This window comes from Curtobacterium sp. PhB136 (genome assembly GCF_004346855.1).
GTDB lineage: Bacteria > Actinomycetota > Actinomycetes > Actinomycetales > Microbacteriaceae > Curtobacterium.
Genome location: NZ_SMGH01000006.1, coordinates 13373 through 30140 on the forward strand (window position 1 = coordinate 13373; position 16768 = coordinate 30140).

General features: G+C 69.4%; 15 protein-coding genes and 2 tRNA genes. 8 read left to right on the plus strand and 9 right to left on the minus strand.

What is annotated here, in order from left to right:
- Positions 1-89: 89 nt before the first annotated feature.
- The gene (gene proP / locus EDF27_RS09505; protein WP_123702859.1) at positions 90-1670 is read right to left on the minus strand and encodes a glycine betaine/L-proline transporter ProP; all 1581 of its coding nucleotides are present in this window, start codon (positions 1668-1670) and stop codon (positions 90-92) included.
- A 282-nt stretch (positions 1671-1952) separates the two neighbouring features.
- On the opposite strand from proP, the gene valS reads away from it, so the two are divergent.
- Positions 1953-4547, plus strand: a complete 2595-nt coding sequence (gene valS, locus EDF27_RS09510) for a valine--tRNA ligase (protein WP_132048506.1) — start codon at positions 1953-1955, stop codon at positions 4545-4547.
- A 44-nt stretch (positions 4548-4591) separates the two neighbouring features.
- Positions 4592-4843 (plus strand): hypothetical protein, encoded by a 252-nt coding sequence (locus tag EDF27_RS09515; protein ID WP_123702863.1) that lies wholly within the window; start codon positions 4592-4594, stop codon positions 4841-4843.
- Positions 4844-4986: 143 nt separating this feature from the next.
- On the opposite strand, the gene EDF27_RS09520 is transcribed toward EDF27_RS09515, so the two are convergent.
- The gene (locus EDF27_RS09520; protein ID WP_132048508.1) at positions 4987-5826 is read right to left on the minus strand and encodes an alpha/beta hydrolase; all 840 of its coding nucleotides are present in this window, start codon (positions 5824-5826) and stop codon (positions 4987-4989) included.
- A gap of 129 nt (positions 5827-5955) precedes the next feature.
- On the opposite strand from EDF27_RS09520, the gene EDF27_RS09525 reads away from it, so the two are divergent.
- Together EDF27_RS09525 and EDF27_RS09530 are read left to right on the plus strand one after the other, a co-directional pair.
- On the plus strand, positions 5956-6534 hold the full coding sequence (locus tag EDF27_RS09525; RefSeq protein ID WP_132048510.1) for a TetR/AcrR family transcriptional regulator: 579 nt from the start codon (positions 5956-5958) through the stop codon (positions 6532-6534).
- 13 nt (positions 6535-6547) lie between these two features.
- Entirely contained in the window at positions 6548-8572 is a 2025-nt protein-coding gene (locus EDF27_RS09530) for a M3 family metallopeptidase (protein ID WP_132048512.1), read from the plus strand.
- A gap of 310 nt (positions 8573-8882) precedes the next feature.
- Here EDF27_RS09530 and clpX read toward each other — a convergent pair whose 3' ends face one another.
- Positions 8883-10163 (minus strand): ATP-dependent Clp protease ATP-binding subunit ClpX, encoded by a 1281-nt coding sequence (clpX, locus tag EDF27_RS09535; protein WP_123653970.1) that lies wholly within the window; start codon positions 10161-10163, stop codon positions 8883-8885.
- Between the two features lie 202 nt (positions 10164-10365).
- Between clpX and EDF27_RS09540 the strand changes: the two genes are divergently transcribed.
- Both EDF27_RS09540 and EDF27_RS09545 read left to right on the plus strand, forming a co-directional pair.
- The gene (locus tag EDF27_RS09540; protein WP_132048514.1) at positions 10366-11097 is read left to right on the plus strand and encodes a YcnI family protein; all 732 of its coding nucleotides are present in this window, start codon (positions 10366-10368) and stop codon (positions 11095-11097) included.
- Between the two features lie 65 nt (positions 11098-11162).
- The gene (locus EDF27_RS09545; protein ID WP_123653972.1) at positions 11163-11759 is read left to right on the plus strand and encodes a copper resistance protein CopC; all 597 of its coding nucleotides are present in this window, start codon (positions 11163-11165) and stop codon (positions 11757-11759) included.
- A 178-nt stretch (positions 11760-11937) separates the two neighbouring features.
- On the opposite strand, the gene EDF27_RS09550 is transcribed toward EDF27_RS09545, so the two are convergent.
- The 5 genes from EDF27_RS09550 to EDF27_RS09570 all read right to left on the minus strand — a co-directional run bounded on the left by EDF27_RS09550 (position 11938) and on the right by EDF27_RS09570 (position 15226).
- Positions 11938-12597 (minus strand): ATP-dependent Clp protease proteolytic subunit, encoded by a 660-nt coding sequence (locus EDF27_RS09550; RefSeq protein ID WP_071298779.1) that lies wholly within the window; start codon positions 12595-12597, stop codon positions 11938-11940.
- 26 nt (positions 12598-12623) lie between these two features.
- The gene (locus EDF27_RS09555; RefSeq protein WP_123653973.1) at positions 12624-13253 is read right to left on the minus strand and encodes an ATP-dependent Clp protease proteolytic subunit; all 630 of its coding nucleotides are present in this window, start codon (positions 13251-13253) and stop codon (positions 12624-12626) included.
- A gap of 179 nt (positions 13254-13432) precedes the next feature.
- Positions 13433-14740, minus strand: a complete 1308-nt coding sequence (tig, locus tag EDF27_RS09560; RefSeq protein WP_165931435.1) for a trigger factor — start codon at positions 14738-14740, stop codon at positions 13433-13435.
- A gap of 37 nt (positions 14741-14777) precedes the next feature.
- A tRNA-Pro gene (locus tag EDF27_RS09565) sits at positions 14778-14854 on the minus strand.
- A gap of 57 nt (positions 14855-14911) precedes the next feature.
- Positions 14912-15226, minus strand: a complete 315-nt coding sequence (locus EDF27_RS09570) for a hypothetical protein (RefSeq protein ID WP_132048516.1) — start codon at positions 15224-15226, stop codon at positions 14912-14914.
- A 47-nt stretch (positions 15227-15273) separates the two neighbouring features.
- On the opposite strand from EDF27_RS09570, the gene EDF27_RS09575 reads away from it, so the two are divergent.
- Positions 15274-15347 (plus strand) — tRNA-Gly (locus EDF27_RS09575).
- Here EDF27_RS09575 and EDF27_RS09580 read toward each other — a convergent pair.
- Entirely contained in the window at positions 15336-16238 is a 903-nt protein-coding gene (locus EDF27_RS09580; protein ID WP_132048518.1) for a phosphotransferase, read from the minus strand. The two genes, EDF27_RS09575 and EDF27_RS09580, sit on opposite strands and share 12 nt — an antisense overlap.
- A 261-nt stretch (positions 16239-16499) precedes the next feature.
- On the opposite strand from EDF27_RS09580, the gene EDF27_RS09585 reads away from it, so the two are divergent.
- A complete protein-coding gene (locus EDF27_RS09585) occupies positions 16500-16703 on the plus strand; it encodes a hypothetical protein (RefSeq protein ID WP_132048520.1) in 204 nt (67 codons plus the stop codon).
- The last annotated feature ends 65 nt before the right edge of the window (positions 16704-16768 follow it).

Consider the following 16768-nt stretch of genomic DNA (forward strand, 5'->3'; position numbering starts at 1 on the left):
CGCGAGACGCCGCCACCTCCCGCGGTGTCTCGCGGGGGTGACGGCGTCTCGTGTGGTGAGTCGGGCCTCCAGGTCGGTGCCGGAGCCGGTCAGCTGCCGGACGTGGCCTTGTCGTTGTCCGACGAGGCGCTCGCCGAACTGGAGATCACCGGGATCTCGCTCGTCGAGAACTCCTTCGCCCAGTCCGACTGCGCGAACTCCGACGACGGGTCGTTGTACTCGTCGATGACCTGGGCGACCTCTGCCTCCGAGGCGACCGTCGGGCCGGAGCCCATGAGCGGCGTGCTCGCGGTCTCCTTCGTGAAGTACACCGCCACGAGCCCGATGAGCGCTGCGGCCATCAGGTAGAACGCGGGGATGTCCTCGGCCCAGCCGAAGCCCGCGTCCTTCGCGCCGTTGATCAGCGCGGCGGTCGCGAGCGGGGTCGTCCCACCGAAGAGCGACACCGACACGTTGAACGCGATCGCCAGGGCGCCGTAGCGGATGATCGTCGGGAACAGCGCGGGGAGCGTCGAGGGCATCGTCGAGGTGAACGTGACGAGCACGACACCGAGGATCAGCAGGCCGAAGAACACGCCGACGCCGGTACCGGTCTGCACGAGCTGCAGGGCCGGCCACGAGAACAGGAAGAAGCCGATGCAGCCGGCGGCGAGCACCGGACGACGCCCGAACTTGTCGGACAGCCGGCCGCCGAAGGTGATCACGACCATCATCAGGATCATCACGATGACGATGAGGATCAGCCCGAACGTGGCGTTCTGCCCGAGGTTCTGCTCGAGGTAGGTCGGCATGTACGACAGCAGCATGTAGTCAGTCACGTTGAAGACCAGGACCAGGCCGATGCAGATGATGAGCGCACGCCAGTTCTCCGCGAAGAGCTTGAGGAACGGCGTCTTCTGCGACTCGCGCTCGGCCGCTTCTTCCTGCTGCTTCTGGAAGGCCGGGGTCTCCTCGAGCTTCAGACGCAGGTAGAGCCCGATCAGGCCGAGCGGGCCGGCGATGATGAACGGGATGCGCCAGCCCCAGCTGAGCAGGGCGTCCTCGGAGAGGCCGAACTGCAGGCCGGTGACGATGGAGGCACCGAGCACGTACCCGGCGAGCGTGCCGAACTCGAGCCAGGAGCCCATGAACCCGCGGCGCTTGTCCGGGGAGTACTCGGCGATGAACGTCGCGGCGCCGCCGTACTCACCACCAGTCGAGAAGCCCTGCACGAAGCGGGCGACGAGGAGCAGCACCGGCGCCCAGAACCCGATCGAGCTGTACGACGGGATCAGACCGATCATGAGCGTGCCGGCGGCCATCAGGATCATCGTCAGCGCGAGGACCTTCTGGCGGCCGATCTTGTCGCCGATCGGGCCGAACACCGCGCCGCCGATCGGACGGACGATGAAGGCTGCGGCGAAGAAGCCGAACGTGGCGACGAGGTTCGCGGCCGGGTCGCCCTCGGGCAGGAACACCTTCGAGATGGTGACCGTCAGGTACGCGAAGATGCCGAAGTCGAACCACTCCATCGCGTTGCCGAGCGCTGCTGCGGCGACGGCGCGCTTGAGGAGCGACTCCTCGACGACGGTGACGTCGCCCGTGGTGAGCTTGCGGCGTGCGCGCTTCGCGGCGCCCTTCGACCGGACCGGCCGGTCGCCGTGCGGGTGGGGTGCGTTGTTCGGTGCCAAATCGTCCTCCGGTTGCTGTGGCTGCCTTCGGGAGTCCGACGAGAAGAGCGACATCGCAGGACTGCGAACACCGACGGCTCGCCGAACAAACTCCGACAGACTACCAGCTGCCCGCTCTTCATGGAATATCAGGTGTGATCCGCCTTGTCCGCATCCCGCGAACAGGCCGACCCACGCCGGATCCAGCCGCCCGGTACGATTGCTGCACCGCGCGTCACGCGTGGACACTCAGGCACCTCATCACGGACTCGGTGCCGCACATAGCGATCGAAAGGCGCAGCCATGACCAAGCCCATGCCCGACAAGCCCACCGTCGACGGACTCGAGCAGGTCTGGGGCCCCGTCTGGGACCAGGACGGCACCTACCGCTTCGATCGCTCCGCCGCCGCGGACCGCAGCCAGGTCTACTCGATCGACACGCCGCCGCCCACCGCCTCCGGCTCGCTGCACATCGGGCACGTGTTCTCGTACACGCACACCGACCTCAAGGCCCGGTTCGAGCGCATGCGCGGCAAGCACGTCTTCTACCCGATGGGCTGGGACGACAACGGTCTCCCCACCGAGCGTCGCGTGCAGAACTACTACGGCGTCCGCTGCGACCCGCAGCTCCCCTACGACGGCACGTTCGTCCCGCCGTTCGAAGGCGGCGACAACAAGTCGAGCAAGGCGGCCGACCAGGTCCCGATCTCGCGCCGCAACTTCATCGAGCTGTGCGAGCGCCTGACGGTGCAGGACGAGCAGCAGTTCGAGCACCTCTTCCGCACGCTCGGCCTGTCGGTCGACTGGACGCAGTCGTACCGCACCATCGACGACACCTCCCGCGCGAGCGCCCAGCGCGCCTTCCTCCGGAACCTCGAGCGCGGTGAGGCCTACCAGGCCGACGCCCCGACGCTCTGGGACGTCACCTTCCGCACCGCGGTGGCGCAGGCCGAGCTCGAGGACAAGGAGATGCCGGGCGCCTACCACGGCATCGCGTTCCACAAGTCGGACGGCAGCGGTGACATCGTCATCCAGACCACCCGCCCGGAGCTCCTCCCCGCCTGCGTCGCCCTCGTCGCGCACCCGGACGACGAGCGCTTCCAGGACCTCTTCGGCACCACGGTCCGCTCCCCCCTGTTCGACGTCGAGGTCCCGGTGCTCGCTCACCACCTCGCGCAGAAGGACAAGGGCGCCGGCATCGCGATGGTCTGCACCTTCGGTGACACCACCGACGTCGTGTGGTGGCGCGAGCTGCAGCTGCCGAACCGCGCCATCATCGGCTTCGACGGCCGCGTCCGCTCGGACGAGCCGTCCTGGATCGAGTCCGAGGGCGGCAAGGCCCTCTACGCCGAGCTCGCCGGCAAGACCGTGTTCTCCGCGAAGAAGGTCGTCGTCGACGCCCTCACCGCGTCCGGCGAGCTCGTCGGCGACGTGAAGACGATCCAGCACCCGGTGAAGTTCTTCGAGAAGGGCGACAAGCCGCTCGAGATCGTCTCGACCCGCCAGTGGTACATCGTCAACGGCGCCCGCGACGAGTCGCTCAAGGCCACGCTCCGGCAGCGCGGCGAGGAGATCGCCTTCCACCCGGACTTCATGCGGGTCCGCTACGACAACTGGGTCGGCGGCCTGTCCGGCGACTGGCTGATCTCCCGCCAGCGCTTCTTCGGCGTGCCGCTGCCGGTCTGGTACCCGCTCGACGCCGACGGCAACCCGGTCTTCGACCAGCCGATCGTCCCGACCGAGGCGCAGCTCCCCGTCGACCCGGCGTCCGAACCGGCCCCCGGCTACTCCGAGGACCAGCGCGGCGTCCCCGGCGGCTTCCAGGGCGAACTCGACGTGATGGACACCTGGGCGACGTCGTCCCTGACCCCGCAGCTCGCGGGCAAGTGGGAGACCGACCCGGAGCTCTACGGCCTCGTCTACCCGTACGACGTCCGCCCGCAGGCCCAGGACATCATCCGCACGTGGCTCTTCACGACGGTCCTCCGCAGCCAGCTCGAGGCCGACGTCGTGCCGTGGAAGCACGCCTCGATCTCCGGCTTCATCGTGGACCCGGACCGCAAGAAGATGTCGAAGTCGAAGGGCAACGTCGTCACGCCGCTCGCGATCCTCGAGCAGCACGGCGCCGACGCGGTCCGCTACTGGGCCGCATCGTCCAAGCTCGGCACCGACGCGGCCTTCGACCCGCAGAACCCGAAGCAGATCAAGGTCGGCCGCCGTCTGGCCATCAAGGTCCTCAACGCGGCGAAGTTCGTCTACGGCTTCGAGCTGCCCTCCGGCGCCACGCGCGTCACCGAAGCACTCGACATCGACATGCTCGCCGCGCTCCGCACCACGCTCGAGCAGGCCACCACCGCGTTCGAGGGCTTCGACCACGCCCGCGCACTCGAGGTCACGGAGCGGTTCTTCTGGACCTTCTGCGACGACTACCTCGAGCTCGTCAAGGAGCGTGCGTACGGCACCGCGCCGGACTCGACGCACGAGACCCAGGCGAGCGCCGTCCTGGCGCTGCGCGCCGCCATCGACGTGCTGCTCCGTCTCCTGGCACCGTTCCTGCCGTTCGCGACGGAGGAAGTGTGGGCGTGGACCCACGACACCAGCGTGCACCGGGCCTCCTGGCCGACCGCTGCCGACCTGCCGGTCGACGCGGCCGAGACCGGTCTGCTCGCCGCCGTCGGGCAGGCGCTCATCGGGATCCGTGGCGCCAAGACGGCCGCCAAGGCGTCCCAGAAGACGCCGGTGACGCGTGCTGTCGTCGCGGCCCCGGCCACGACCCGCGAGCTCGTCGAGCGCGCGGCGGTCGACCTGGCGGCCGTCGGCCGCATCCAGGACCTGTCCTTCGTGGACGGCGACGTGCTCGAGGTGACCGAGATCGAGCTGGCCGAGCAGCCCGCGTAGGGTCGCGTTCGTCTCGGTTCACCATCGACGGCCAGGAGGCTCGGATGCAGTTGGGTACGCGCTGGAACGTGGGTGCGTCGGCACCATCACGGCTCGATGCAGCGTTGGTCGTGGCGGTGCGGTCCGTCGAGGACGAGTTGGCCGCGGAGTCGGTCGACACGACGGGGTGGGGGTGGACGCTCACCTACCTGGAGGGCAAGCCCCGGGTCGAGCTGGACGACGGCACGTCGATCCACCTCGACGACGCCGGGCACGCCCAGGTGACGAACCCGGACGACGCCCCCGAAGAGGACTGAGGCGCGCGGCGGCGCGCGCGGCGCCGCCGCCGCGCGTCGCGCCGCCCCCGCTCGCGCGGCGGCGGTGCCGCTCGGCGGCGCACAACGAAAACCGGCTCGAACCACGGACTTCCGCGGTTCGGGCCGGTTTTGGTTGTGCGGGGTCAGGCCTGGGCGAGCCAGCCGAGCAGGACCTCGTTCACCTCGGCGGTGTGCGTGGTGAGCAGGCCGTGGGGTGCACCCTCGATCTCGACGTACTCCGCGTGCGGCAGGGCCTTGGTGAAGCGGCGGCCGGTGGCGTCGATCGGCAGGATGTTGTCCGCCGTGCCGTGCACGATGAGCGCCGGGACGGTGACCTTCGGGATGTCCTGACGGAAGTCCGTCGGCCAGGTCAGGGGTGCTGCAGCGGATGCGATCGCACCGGAGCCGGCGGCGACGTTCCACACGTTGCGGACGGCTTCCTCGGAGATGCGGCTGCCGAGGTTCTCCGACAGGTTGAAGAAGTCCTGGTAGAAGTTCGTGAAGTACGCGTACCGGTCCTTCTTCACATCCGCGGAGACGCCCTCGAAGAACGACATCGGCGCGCCACCGTCGGGGTTGTCGTCCGTGATCGCCAGGTACGGCTCGAGGGAGGCCAGGAACGCGACCTTCGCGATCCGGTCCTCACCGTGGCGGCCGATGTAGCGGGCGATCTCGCCGGTGCCCATCGAGAAGCCGACCAGGATCACGTCGTGCAGGTCGAGGGTCTCGAGGACCGTGTGCAGGTCGTCGGCGAACGTGTCGTAGTCGTACCCGGTCGACGGCTGCGAGGACTGGCCGAACCCGCGACGGTCGTAGGTGATCACGCGGTAGCCGGCGTCGAGGAGCGGCGGGACCTGGCCTTCCCACGAGTTGCCGTCGAGCGGGAAGCCGTGGATCAGCACGATCGGCTGCCCGGTGCCCTTGTCCTCGTAGTGCAGCTGGATGTCGACGCTGTTCTCGGTCCCGACGGTGATCTCGCCCATGGTCTTGCCTTCCTTCGGCATTCGTTCCGGTCGGAGAACGGTCGTTCTCGCCGGTGTCCGCTACACTAGAGAACGATCGTTCCCAGCGCAAGTCGGCGCGGTGGACGGGCAGTGGAGAAGGGATGCACCATGGCAGTCACCATCGAACCGGACACCCGGGCGCACATCGTCGACGTCGCGGACGAGCTCTTCTACACGCGCGGGATCCAGTCCGTCGGCATGGACGAGATCCGGACCGGCGCGGGCGTCTCGCTGAAGAAGCTCTACGCCGCCTTCCCCGGCAAGGACTCCCTCATCGCCGCGGTGCTCGCCGGCCGGCACGAGTACTGGGAGCACGGCCTGGCCCAGGCGGTCGACGCCGCGACGAGCCCGCGCGACAAGCTCCTCGCGATGTACGACTTCCTCGAGTCCTGGTTCGGCGACGCCACCTTCCGCGGGTGCGGCTTCATCAACGCCTTCGGGGAGCTCGGCGCGACCTCCCCCGCGGTGGCGGAGATCGCCCGCGCACACAAGGAGTCATTCCAGCACTACGTCGCCGGACTCACGCGGACGGCGGTGTCGGATCCGGCCCTCGCCGAGGAGCTCGCCGCGCAGCTGGCCCTGCTGGCCGAAGGGGCGCAGACCACGGCGGCCATCGCCGGAGACGCGGCCCCCGCCCGGCACGCACGGCGCGCGGCGGCCACGCTGATCGACGCCGCAACCGCGTAGCTAGGGTGGGGTGATGACGACGCCGTTCGACGAACCGAGCACCCTCCCCTACGCACTCCCCCCGTTCGACCAGGTCCGGCTCGAGCACCACCGTCCGGGCTTCGACGCCGGGATCCGAGCGCAGCGTGCCGAGGTCGAGGCGATCGCCACGAACCCGGACGCCCCGACGTTCGAGAACACGCTCGTGGCGCTCGAGCGGACCGGGCAGCTGCTCTCCCGCGTGAGCATGGTGTTCTTCACGCTCTCCTCGGCGGACTCCACGCCGGAGCTGCACGACATCGAGGCCGAGGTCTCACCGCTCCTCGCAGCCCACCGCGACGCGATCACCCTCGACTCCCGGCTCTACGAGCGCGTGCGAGCCGTGCGCGACAGCGCCCCCGAGACCGGGCTCGAGGGAGAGGACCTGCGCCTCGTGGAGCGCACCTTCACCGAGATGACCCTGGCGGGCGCCGGCCTCGACGACGCCGGCAAGGAGCGCCTCACCGCGATCAACCAGGAGCTCTCCACCCTCACGACCACGTTCGAGCGCAACCTGCTCGACGAGACGAACGACCTCGCGGTGCACGTCACGTCCGAGGAGTCGCTCACCGGCCTCGACGACGGCGCCAAGTCCGCCGCCGCCGGTGCCGCAGCCGACCGCGGCCTGGACGGCTGGCTCATCACGCTGCCGCTCTACACCGGCCACCCGTGGCTGGCGTCCCTGGCCGACCGCGACCTCCGCGAACGCATCATGCGCGCCTCGCTCTCCCGCGGTCGCCGCGGCAACGAGCACGACAACCGGGACGTCCTGCTCCGCATCGTCCGGCTCCGTGCCGAGCGTGCCGAACTGCTCGGCTTCCCGAACCACGCCGCCGTGGTCACCGCCGACGAGACCGCCGGCACTCCCGAGGCCGTCGACGGGCTGCTGTCCTCGCTGGTCGGTGCCGCTGCGGCGAACGCCGACGACGAGCGTGCCGTCCGCTCCCAGACCGTCGGCTTCGACGTCGAGGCGTGGGACTGGGCGTACGCGACGGAGATCCTCCGCGGCGAGCAGTTCGCGGCGGACAGCTCAGCCACCCGCCCCTACCTCGAGGCGGACCGGGTCCTGCACGACGGCGTCTTCTTCGCCGCGAACGCGCTCTACGGGCTGAAGTTCGCCGAGCGCCCGGACCTCCACGGGTACAACGACGAGGTCCGCGTGTTCGAGGTCACCGACGAGGACGACACCCCCGTCGGCCTGTACCTGCTCGACCTCTACACGCGGGACGGCAAGCGCGGTGGCGCCTGGATGAACCCGGTCGTCGAGCAGTCGGCGCTGATGGGCACGCTGCCCGTCGTCGTGAACAACCTCAACGTCGCCAAGCCCGCGACCGGCTCCCCGACGCTCCTCATCCAGGACGAGGTCGAGACGCTCTTCCACGAGTTCGGCCACGCGCTGCACGGCCTCATCGCCCGGACGACCTACCCGCGCTTCTCGGGCACGAACGTCGAGCGGGACTTCGTCGAGTTCCCGAGCCAGGTCAACGAGATGTGGGTCTCCTGGCCGGAGGTCCTGGCGAACTACGCCAAGCACCACGAGACCGGTGAGCCGATGCCGCCGGAGCTCGTCCTCGGGCTGAGCGACTCGGCGGGCTTCAACGAGGGGTTCGGCACCACCGAGTACCTCGCCGCGGCTCTGCTCGACCAAGCCTGGCACCGGCTCTCCAAGGCTGAGGCCGACGCCGTGACCGACGTCGAGGCCTTCGAGCGCCAGGCCCTCGCGGACGCCGGCATCGACGTCGCCGCGGTCCCGCCGCGCTACTCGTCGACGTACTTCGCCCACACGTTCTCCGGCGGGTACGACGCCGGCTACTACGGGTACATCTGGAGCGAGGTGCTCGACGCCGACACCGTGGAGTGGTTCCGCGACCACGGTGGACTCGACCGCGCAGCCGGGCGTCGCTTCGCCACGATGGTGCTCGGAGTCGGCGGGTCGAAGGACCCGATCGAGGCCTTCCGCGAGTTCCGCGGCCGCGACGCCGAGGTCGGCCCCCTGCTCCGCCGCCGCGGCCTGCAGTAGCGCGGGCGCGGGGGCGGGGCAGTTCCCCGCGTAGGAAGTTCACCGCGTGGGCAGTTCCCCGCGTAGGCAGTCGAATCGCGCGTAGGCGGTCAGAAGTTCTGGCCCCCTACGCGCGATTCGCCTTCCCACAGCGGGCGTGATGGGAAGGAACGCACGCGAACCCCGCGGTCGGCACCGCGCGCGAACCCCGCGCCCGGCACCGCGCACGCGAACCCCGCGCCCGCCGCCGGCACCGCGCACGCGCACCCGCGCCACACAGCAGAAGGGCCCACACCGACACGGTGCGGGCCCTTCGTGCGTGGCGGAACGCCTACGCGGACTTCTCGACGCGCTTCGCCCGCGGCCGCGGCACGATCGTCGGCGCCGCGTTCTCGAGCACCGACTCGCGCGTGACGACCACCCGGGCGACGTCGTCGTCCGAGGGCACGTCGAACATGATCGGCCCGAGCACTTCTTCCATGATCGCGCGGAGACCACGAGCACCGGTCTGCCGCAGCACGGCCAGGTCGGCGATCGCTTCGAGCGCGCCCTGGTCGAACTCCAGCTCGACGCCGTCGATCTGGAACATCCGCTGGTACTGGCGGACGAGCGCGTTCTTCGGCTCGGTGAGGATCTGCATGAGCGCGGACTGGTCGAGCTGCGACACCGTGGTGACGACGGGGAGACGACCGATGAACTCGGGGATGAGCCCGAACTTGTGGAGGTCTTCCGGCAGCACGTCGGCGTAGAGGTCCTGCTGGTCGAGCGGGCTGTGCAGCTGCGCACCGAACCCGATGCCGCGCTTGCCCACGCGGGAGGACACGATCTCTTCGAGCCCCGCGAACGCACCGGCCACGATGAACAGCACGTTCGTCGTGTCGATCTGGATGAACTCCTGGTGCGGGTGCTTCCGGCCACCCTGCGGCGGGACCGAGGCGACCGTGCCTTCGAGGATCTTGAGCAGCGCCTGCTGCACGCCTTCGCCGGAGACGTCGCGCGTGATCGACGGGTTCTCCGCCTTGCGCGCGATCTTGTCGACCTCGTCGATGTAGATGATGCCCGTCTCGGCGCGCTTGACGTCGTAGTCCGCGGCCTGGATGAGCTTGAGGAGGATGTTCTCGACGTCTTCGCCGACGTAGCCGGCTTCGGTCAGGGCGGTTGCGTCCGCGACCGCGAACGGCACGTTGAGGCGCTTGGCGAGGGTCTGCGCGAGGTAGGTCTTCCCGCAGCCGGTCGGCCCGATGAGCAGGATGTTCGACTTGGCGATCTCGACGTCGTCGCGGTCTTCGGCTGCGGTGATCTGCCCCTGTGCGCGGATGCGCTTGTAGTGGTTGTAGACCGCCACCGCGAGGGCGCGCTTCGCCGGGTCCTGCCCGATGACGTACTCCTGCAGGAAGTCGAAGATCTCGCGCGGCTTGGGGAGTTCGAACTCACCGCTGCCGGTCTCGTCGCTGGCTTCCGCCAGACGCTCTTCGATGATCTCGTTGCAGAGTTCGACGCATTCGTCACAGATGTAGACGCCGGGACCGGCGATCAGCTGTTGTACCTGCTTCTGGCTCTTGCCACAGAAGGAGCACTTGAGGAGGTCAGCGCTCTCTCCGATGCGTGCCATGCTCCGGCCTTCCCTGGTCGACGTGCACGCCGGTTCGCGTCCACGAGGTCGTCGTGTTGTCGAGCCTAACCGCAACCGGCGACACTCACGGCGACGCCGAGCGCGTTTCCGGCGGCGCGTTCGCCCAGGGCGTTCGGTCCTGCTAAGTTGTCCTCGGATCTTCTACAAGTTGTAGAGCACGCGTCCCGGAAGGAACCACCCCATGCAGAAGCGTCTCGCCGTCGGCGGAGCAGCGACCCTCGGCGTCGTGGCCGCCATCGTCCTCGGCACCGCCGCATCCGCGAGCGCCCACGTCGAGGCGACGAGCACCTCCACCGCGGCGGGCTCCTACACGACGGCCACGTTCTCCGTCCCGCACGGCTGCGACGGCTCCCCCACCACGACGCTGCAGTTCCACGTCCCGTCCTCCGTGATCGAGGTCACGCCGACGGTGAACCCGAACTGGGACCTCACGAAGACCACGGAGCCGTACACGAGCCCGTCCGCCTCGGCCGACGACGAGTCCACCGAGGACGCCGGTGAGCGCGTCACGAGCGTCACCTACACCGCGAAGACCCCGCTCCCCGCCGACGAGCGCGACACCTTCTCGCTCTCCTTCTCGCTGCCGGACGGCAAGGCCGGTGACGTCGTCGCCCTCCCCGTCACGCAGACGTGCGAGAAGGGCTCCACCGAGTGGGACCAGGTGCAGAAGGCCGGTCAGGCCGAGCCCGAGCACCCGGCACCCTCGATCACGCTGACCGCCGCGTCCACCGCCGCCGACGGCGACGACGAGCCGGCAGCAGCCAGCGATGCGGCGACCACCGCCGCGGCCGCCCCCTCCACCGGCACGCAGCCCGACCTGGTCGGCCGCTTCCTCGGTCTCGGGGGCCTGGTCCTCGGCGCGGCCGGTCTGGTCGTCGCGGTGGCGGCGACCCGCCGGCGCAGCACCAAGTGACGGCCGCTCGGGGACGGGTGACGTCCCGTCCGGACCGGCGCCGGTCCCACCCGGCCTGGAGGCTCGTGGCCGCGTCCGCCACGACCCTCGCCATCGCGGGCGGTGCCGTCCTCGGGCTCGCCGGCCCGGCCAGCGCGCACAACTACATGATCGCGTCGACGCCGAAGGTCGACGGCACACTGACGTCCCTGCCGGACGCGTTCGAGATCACCACGAACGACAAGCTCCTCGACATCGGCGGCTCCGGGTCGGGCTTCGCCTTCCGGATCGTCGGGCCCGACAAGCGGTACTACGAGAACGGCTGCGTCGACATCGACGGCCCCTCGATGACCACGAAGGCCGCCCTCGGCGCCTCGGGGAAGTACGAGGTCGAGTGGCAGATCGTCTCCGCCGACGGCCACACCGTCTCGGACGAGTACGCATTCACGTGGAAAGCCCCGGCCGGGTTCACCGCCGCGAAGGGCTCCGCGACCCCGCCGACCTGCGCCACGAGCGGTTCGGCGAGCGAGGCGGCGACGACGGGCACGGCCTCGGGCGACACCGACTCGTCGACCTCCGACGCGATCTGGATCGGTGCCGGCGGCCTGGTCGTCGTCGCCGCGATCGTCGCCGTGCTGCTCCTGGTCCGCCGCCGTCCCGCCGAGGACCCCGACGACGAGTGATGCTCTCCCGGCGAGGTCCGTCCTGCCGGTGAGATCGCAGCTCGTGTCGCTCCACGTGACCCGATGTGACACCGAATGCGATCTCACGGACGCGATGCGAGCCTCCAGGCCGGCACCGGTACCGGCGGGAACGACGAAGGGCCCCACACCAACCGGTGTGGGGCCCTTCGCGTGTGCGCTACTTGACGAGGGCCGGGAGGTTCTTCCGGCTCGTCAGCACCTGGTCGATCAGGCCGTACTCCACGGCTTCCGCAGCGGACATGATCTTGTCGCGCTCGATGTCGTGGTTGACCTGCTCGGCCGTCTTGTTGGAGTGCTTCGACAGCGTCTCCTCGAGCCAGGTGCGCATGCGGAGGATCTCCGCCGCCTGGATCTCGATGTCGGACGCCTGACCGCCACCCTGCTGAGTCGCGGGCTGGTGGATGAGCACACGGGCGTTCGGCAGCGCGAGACGCTTGCCCGGCGTGCCGGCGGCGAGGAGCACCGACGCGGCCGAAGCGGCCTGGCCGAGGCACACCGTCTGGATCTGCGGGCGGATGTACTGCATCGTGTCGTAGATCGCCGTCATCGCGGTGAACGAGCCACCGGGCGAGTTGATGTACATCACGATGTCGCGGTCCGGGTCCATCGACTCGAGCACGAGCAGCTGGGCCATGACGTCGTCGGCCGACGCGTCGTCGACCTGGACGCCGAGGAACACGATGCGGTCCTCGAACAGCTTCGCGTACGGGTCCTGACGCTTGTAGCCGTAGGCCGTGCGCTCTTCGAAGCTCGGGAGGATGTACCGATCAGTGGGAGCCGGGACGTTCTGCGCGCCACCGAGCATGGGGAGATGCATTCTCGTTTCCTTTTCTTCGGTGGGGATCAGGACTGCGCGTCGGGGTCGGCGGCCGGCGTGGGGGTCTCGCCGTCGTTGACGGTCCCGCCACCACCGATGACCTCGGCCGACGACGCACGGAGGTGGTCGACGAAGCCGTAGTCCAGGGCTTCCTGCGCCGTGAACCAGTTGTCGCGGTCGTTGTCCTTGAGGACCTGCTCGATCGACTTGCCGGTCTGCTCGGCGGTCAGCTCGGCCATGCGCTGCTTCATGTCGAGGATGACCTTCGCCTGCGTCTGGATGTCCGCGGCGGTCCCGCCGAAGCCACCGGACGGCTGGTGCAGGAGCACGCGGGCGTTCGGGGTGATGTAGCGCTTGCCGGGCGTGCCCGACGAGAGCAGGAACTGCCCCATCGAGGCGGCGAGGCCGATGCCCACGGTGACGATGTCGTTCGGCACGAACTGCATCGTGTCGTAGATCGCCATGCCCGCGGTGATCGAGCCACCGGGCGAGTTGATGTAGAGGTAGATGTCCTTCTCAGGGTCCTCGGCGGCGAGCAGCAGCAGCTTGGCTGCGATCTCGTTCGAGTTGTCGTCGCGGACCTCGGAGCCGAGCCACACGATCCGGTCTCTCAGAAGGCGGTCAAAAACACTGGGGTTCAGTGTTGCTTCGGCCATGGAAAAGCTCCCGTTCAGTTGTCGCTTGATGTCGAACTTATCGGTTGCAACGCAGCAGTTCGCGCCTGTTCGCTGTCGGCAATGCGGGTCGCGGTGAACGAGGCAGAAACGGACGGGAGGCACGGTGCCGACTGGCACCGTGCCTCCCGTCCGAGACGCTGCTCGCGTCGACTGCCGGACTACTCCGCGTCGACCGTGGCCGGCTGGGCGACACCCGCGGTGAACGCGGACAGGTCGACCGGCTCGCCGTTGGAGTCCTTCACCGTGACCTGCGCGAGGACCGTGGCGACGGCCTTCGAGCGGGCGACCTCGCCGACCATGCCGGGGATCTGCCCGTTCTGGTCGATGACCTTGATGAACTCGCCCGGCTCCATGCCGTACTGCGCGGCAGCCTGGATCAGGTACTGCGTGAGCTCTTCCTGCGAGACCTGGATCGACTCCTTCTCGGCGATGGAGTCGAGGAGGATCTGCGAGCGGAAGGCCTTCTCGCTGGACTCGGCGACCTCGGCGCGGTGCTCGTCGTCCTCGAGGCGGTTCTCCTGCTCGAGGTGACGGTGCACCTCGTCCTCGATGAGCTTCTCCGAGATCGGGATGTCCACGTCCTCGAGGAGCTTCTCGACGAGCTTGTCGCGAGCAGCGGCGCCCTGACCGAAGGTCTTGGACTTCGCGATCTGCTCCTTCAGGTCCGCCTTGAGCTCGTCGATGGTGTCGAACTGGCTGGCGATCTGCGCGAACTCGTCGTCGGCCTCGGGGAGCTCGCGCTCCTTGACGGCGGTGACGGTCACGGCGATCTGAGCGGTCTCGCCTTCGCGGTCGCCGCCGACGAGCTTGGACTCGAAGGTGGTGGACTCGCCGGCGGTGAGGGACTCGAGCGCCTCGTCGATGCCCTCGAGCAGGTCGCCCGAGCCGAGCTCGTAGGAGACACCCGTGGCGGAGTCGACCTCGTCGTCACCGATGGTGGCGGTGAGGTCGATCTGGGCGAAGTCGCCCTTCGTCGCCGGGCGGTCGACCGTGACGAGCGTGCCGAAGCGGGTGCGCAGGTTCTGCAGCTCCTCCTCGATCTCCTCGTCGGAGACCTCGACCGCGTCGACGGTCAGCTCGTAGGAGCTGTAGTCGGGGAGGTCGAACTCGGGACGCACGTCCACCTCGAAGGTGAGGACGAGGTCGCCGGTGAAGTCGTTGACGTTCGGCAGCTCGGAGACGTCGGCCTCGGCACGGCCGAGGATGCGCAGCTCCTGCTCTTCGACCGCCTGGCGGTAGAAGGTGTCGATGGCGTCACCGACGGCGTGGTTCAGGACCTCGCCGCGGCCGACACGCTGGTCGACGATCGCCGGCGGGACCTTGCCCTTGCGGAAGCCGGGGATGTTGATCTGCTCTGCGATGTGCTTGTACGCGTGGTCGATGCTCGGCTTGAGCTCTTCCGGCGTCACGTTCACCGTGAGCTTGACGCGGGTCTCGCTCACCTTGTCGACGGTGCTGTTGGCCAAGGGGGATTCTCCTGATGGTTGGCGGTGGTGTGGGTCCTGGTCGGGGCGACAGGAGTTGAACCTGCGACCTCCCGCTCCCAAAGCGGGCGCTCTACCAAGCTGAGCTACGCCCCGTTTGCATGGGCCAGGGTGCTCGCGCACACCGGTGGGGCGCATGCGACGCCGATGAGTCTAGCGGTCCGCGGGTGTCCGGTTCCCGGGAGCTTCACCGGTCTGTCGCAAGCCGCGGCGCCACTGCACCCCGACGAGGACCTGGACACCGAGCGCGGCGAGCGCCAGCACGATGCCGAGGACGATCCGCCACACGTGCAGGAGCGCGTGCCACGGCTGCGCCTGCGGGTCCCCGAACAGGTCCGGACGAAGGGAGAGGACGACCGCGGCGAGGGCGACGAGCACGTACGAGAGGACCCGTGAGCGCTTGATCGTGCGCTGCGACGACTCGTCCGGTGGCGGCAGGATCACGAGGGCTGGTCCGTCCGCTTGCATGTCGTTCGTCCGCTACAGTGGTGGGGCTGCGCCTCGAGCGCAGGCGCGGGGATGTAGCTCAATGGTAGAGCCCCAGTCTTCCAAACTGGCTACGCGGGTTCGATTCCCGTCATCCCCTCCACGATTCCAGACCGGCGCTGCGTCGAACCGCGATTCCCGTCATCCCCTCCACGAGGGTCTCGAGCCACTCCCGCGGAGCGCTCCGGTAGCTCTCGGGCATCCCGTCGCCCGACGCGTCGATCGCCCGCTGCCAGCTCAGCACCCGGGACACGACCCCGAGCGTCGTCGCGAGCCCCACGATGTGCTGCAGGTCCGGGTCGTCCGCCACGCCCGGTTCGCCGAGGAACGTCTCGAGGTACGCCTCGACCCCACCAGGCGCACCGTCACGCCCCGCGACGAGCAGGCTGAGGAACGGGTGCGACACGCAGGCGTCGCCCCAGTCGAACGGGACGGCTCCGCGCACGAACGCGTTGCCCACGTGCAGGTCGCCGTGCTCGAGCGTCGTCATCGGCATGAGCTCGTCGAGCTCGACGGCCGCGTCGGTGAGCAGCGGCACGATCCCCCGGTGCTCCGGCGCCCAGCGCGCGACGAGTTCGGCGGCGACGCCGGGCAGCACCGGCAGCCGGAGGTCCGGGACGCCGGCCACCACGAGGTCCGCGGCCGCGGCGGGCTCGGTCGCCCACTGGACCTCGGCGTAGTGGCGCATCACGTCGAGCCACACGGTGTCGCGGTCCTCGGCGAGCCGGACGATCGGTCCGCCGTCGGGCAGGAGCACGTGCCGCCCCTCCGCCGCGACCGGACGCTGCACGTGCGGGACGCCGTGGAGTGCGAGGACGTCGAGCAGCGCCGGCTCGGCCGCGACCCCGTCCGGCGCGGTCTTCAGGAAGAGGTCGCCGTCCGCGGTGGACACGCGCCAGATCGTGCTCCACGCGCGTCGTCGGACCTCCTCGACCCCGAGGACGTCCGTGCCCCGGTCCTCGAGGACCGACCGCGCCCATGCCACCGCATCCATCCCGTCACCGTACGGCAGCGGGCAGTGCCGACCCGAGCCTCCAGGCCGGGTCGCACGACACGCGGACCCGCGCCGACGCGACCGGCGCAGCCGCCCGGCGAACTTGACGAACCATTCGAACACACGTTCGAATACGTCTCGTGGGACGGCGTCGCGAGAACCGGTGGCAGCCCCCGGAACACCCGGAGTGTCGAACGTCCGCGCGCCTACTCACTGTCCGAGGACGCCCGCGGCCCGGACGTCTGCCACGCGGTCACCCCGATGGCCGTCTGGGCATGGATCCAGTTCCCGACCTTCCACGTGCGGGTGAAGGCCTTCGCGAAGAGCTGGACGCGCGACGCGGTGCTCGTCGAGTGGGCGCAGTTCGGGCAGCAGGCCGAGGCGTGGGTGTGGCGCTCGGCCGTCAAGCACCGGGTCCTGCGCGCGGAACGAGCGGACCGGGACCGCACGGGGCAGTCCAGATGACGCATCCGATTGACTCTCGACGACCGGCACGAGATCGTTCAATGAGTCCCGGTCCACGAAGAAAC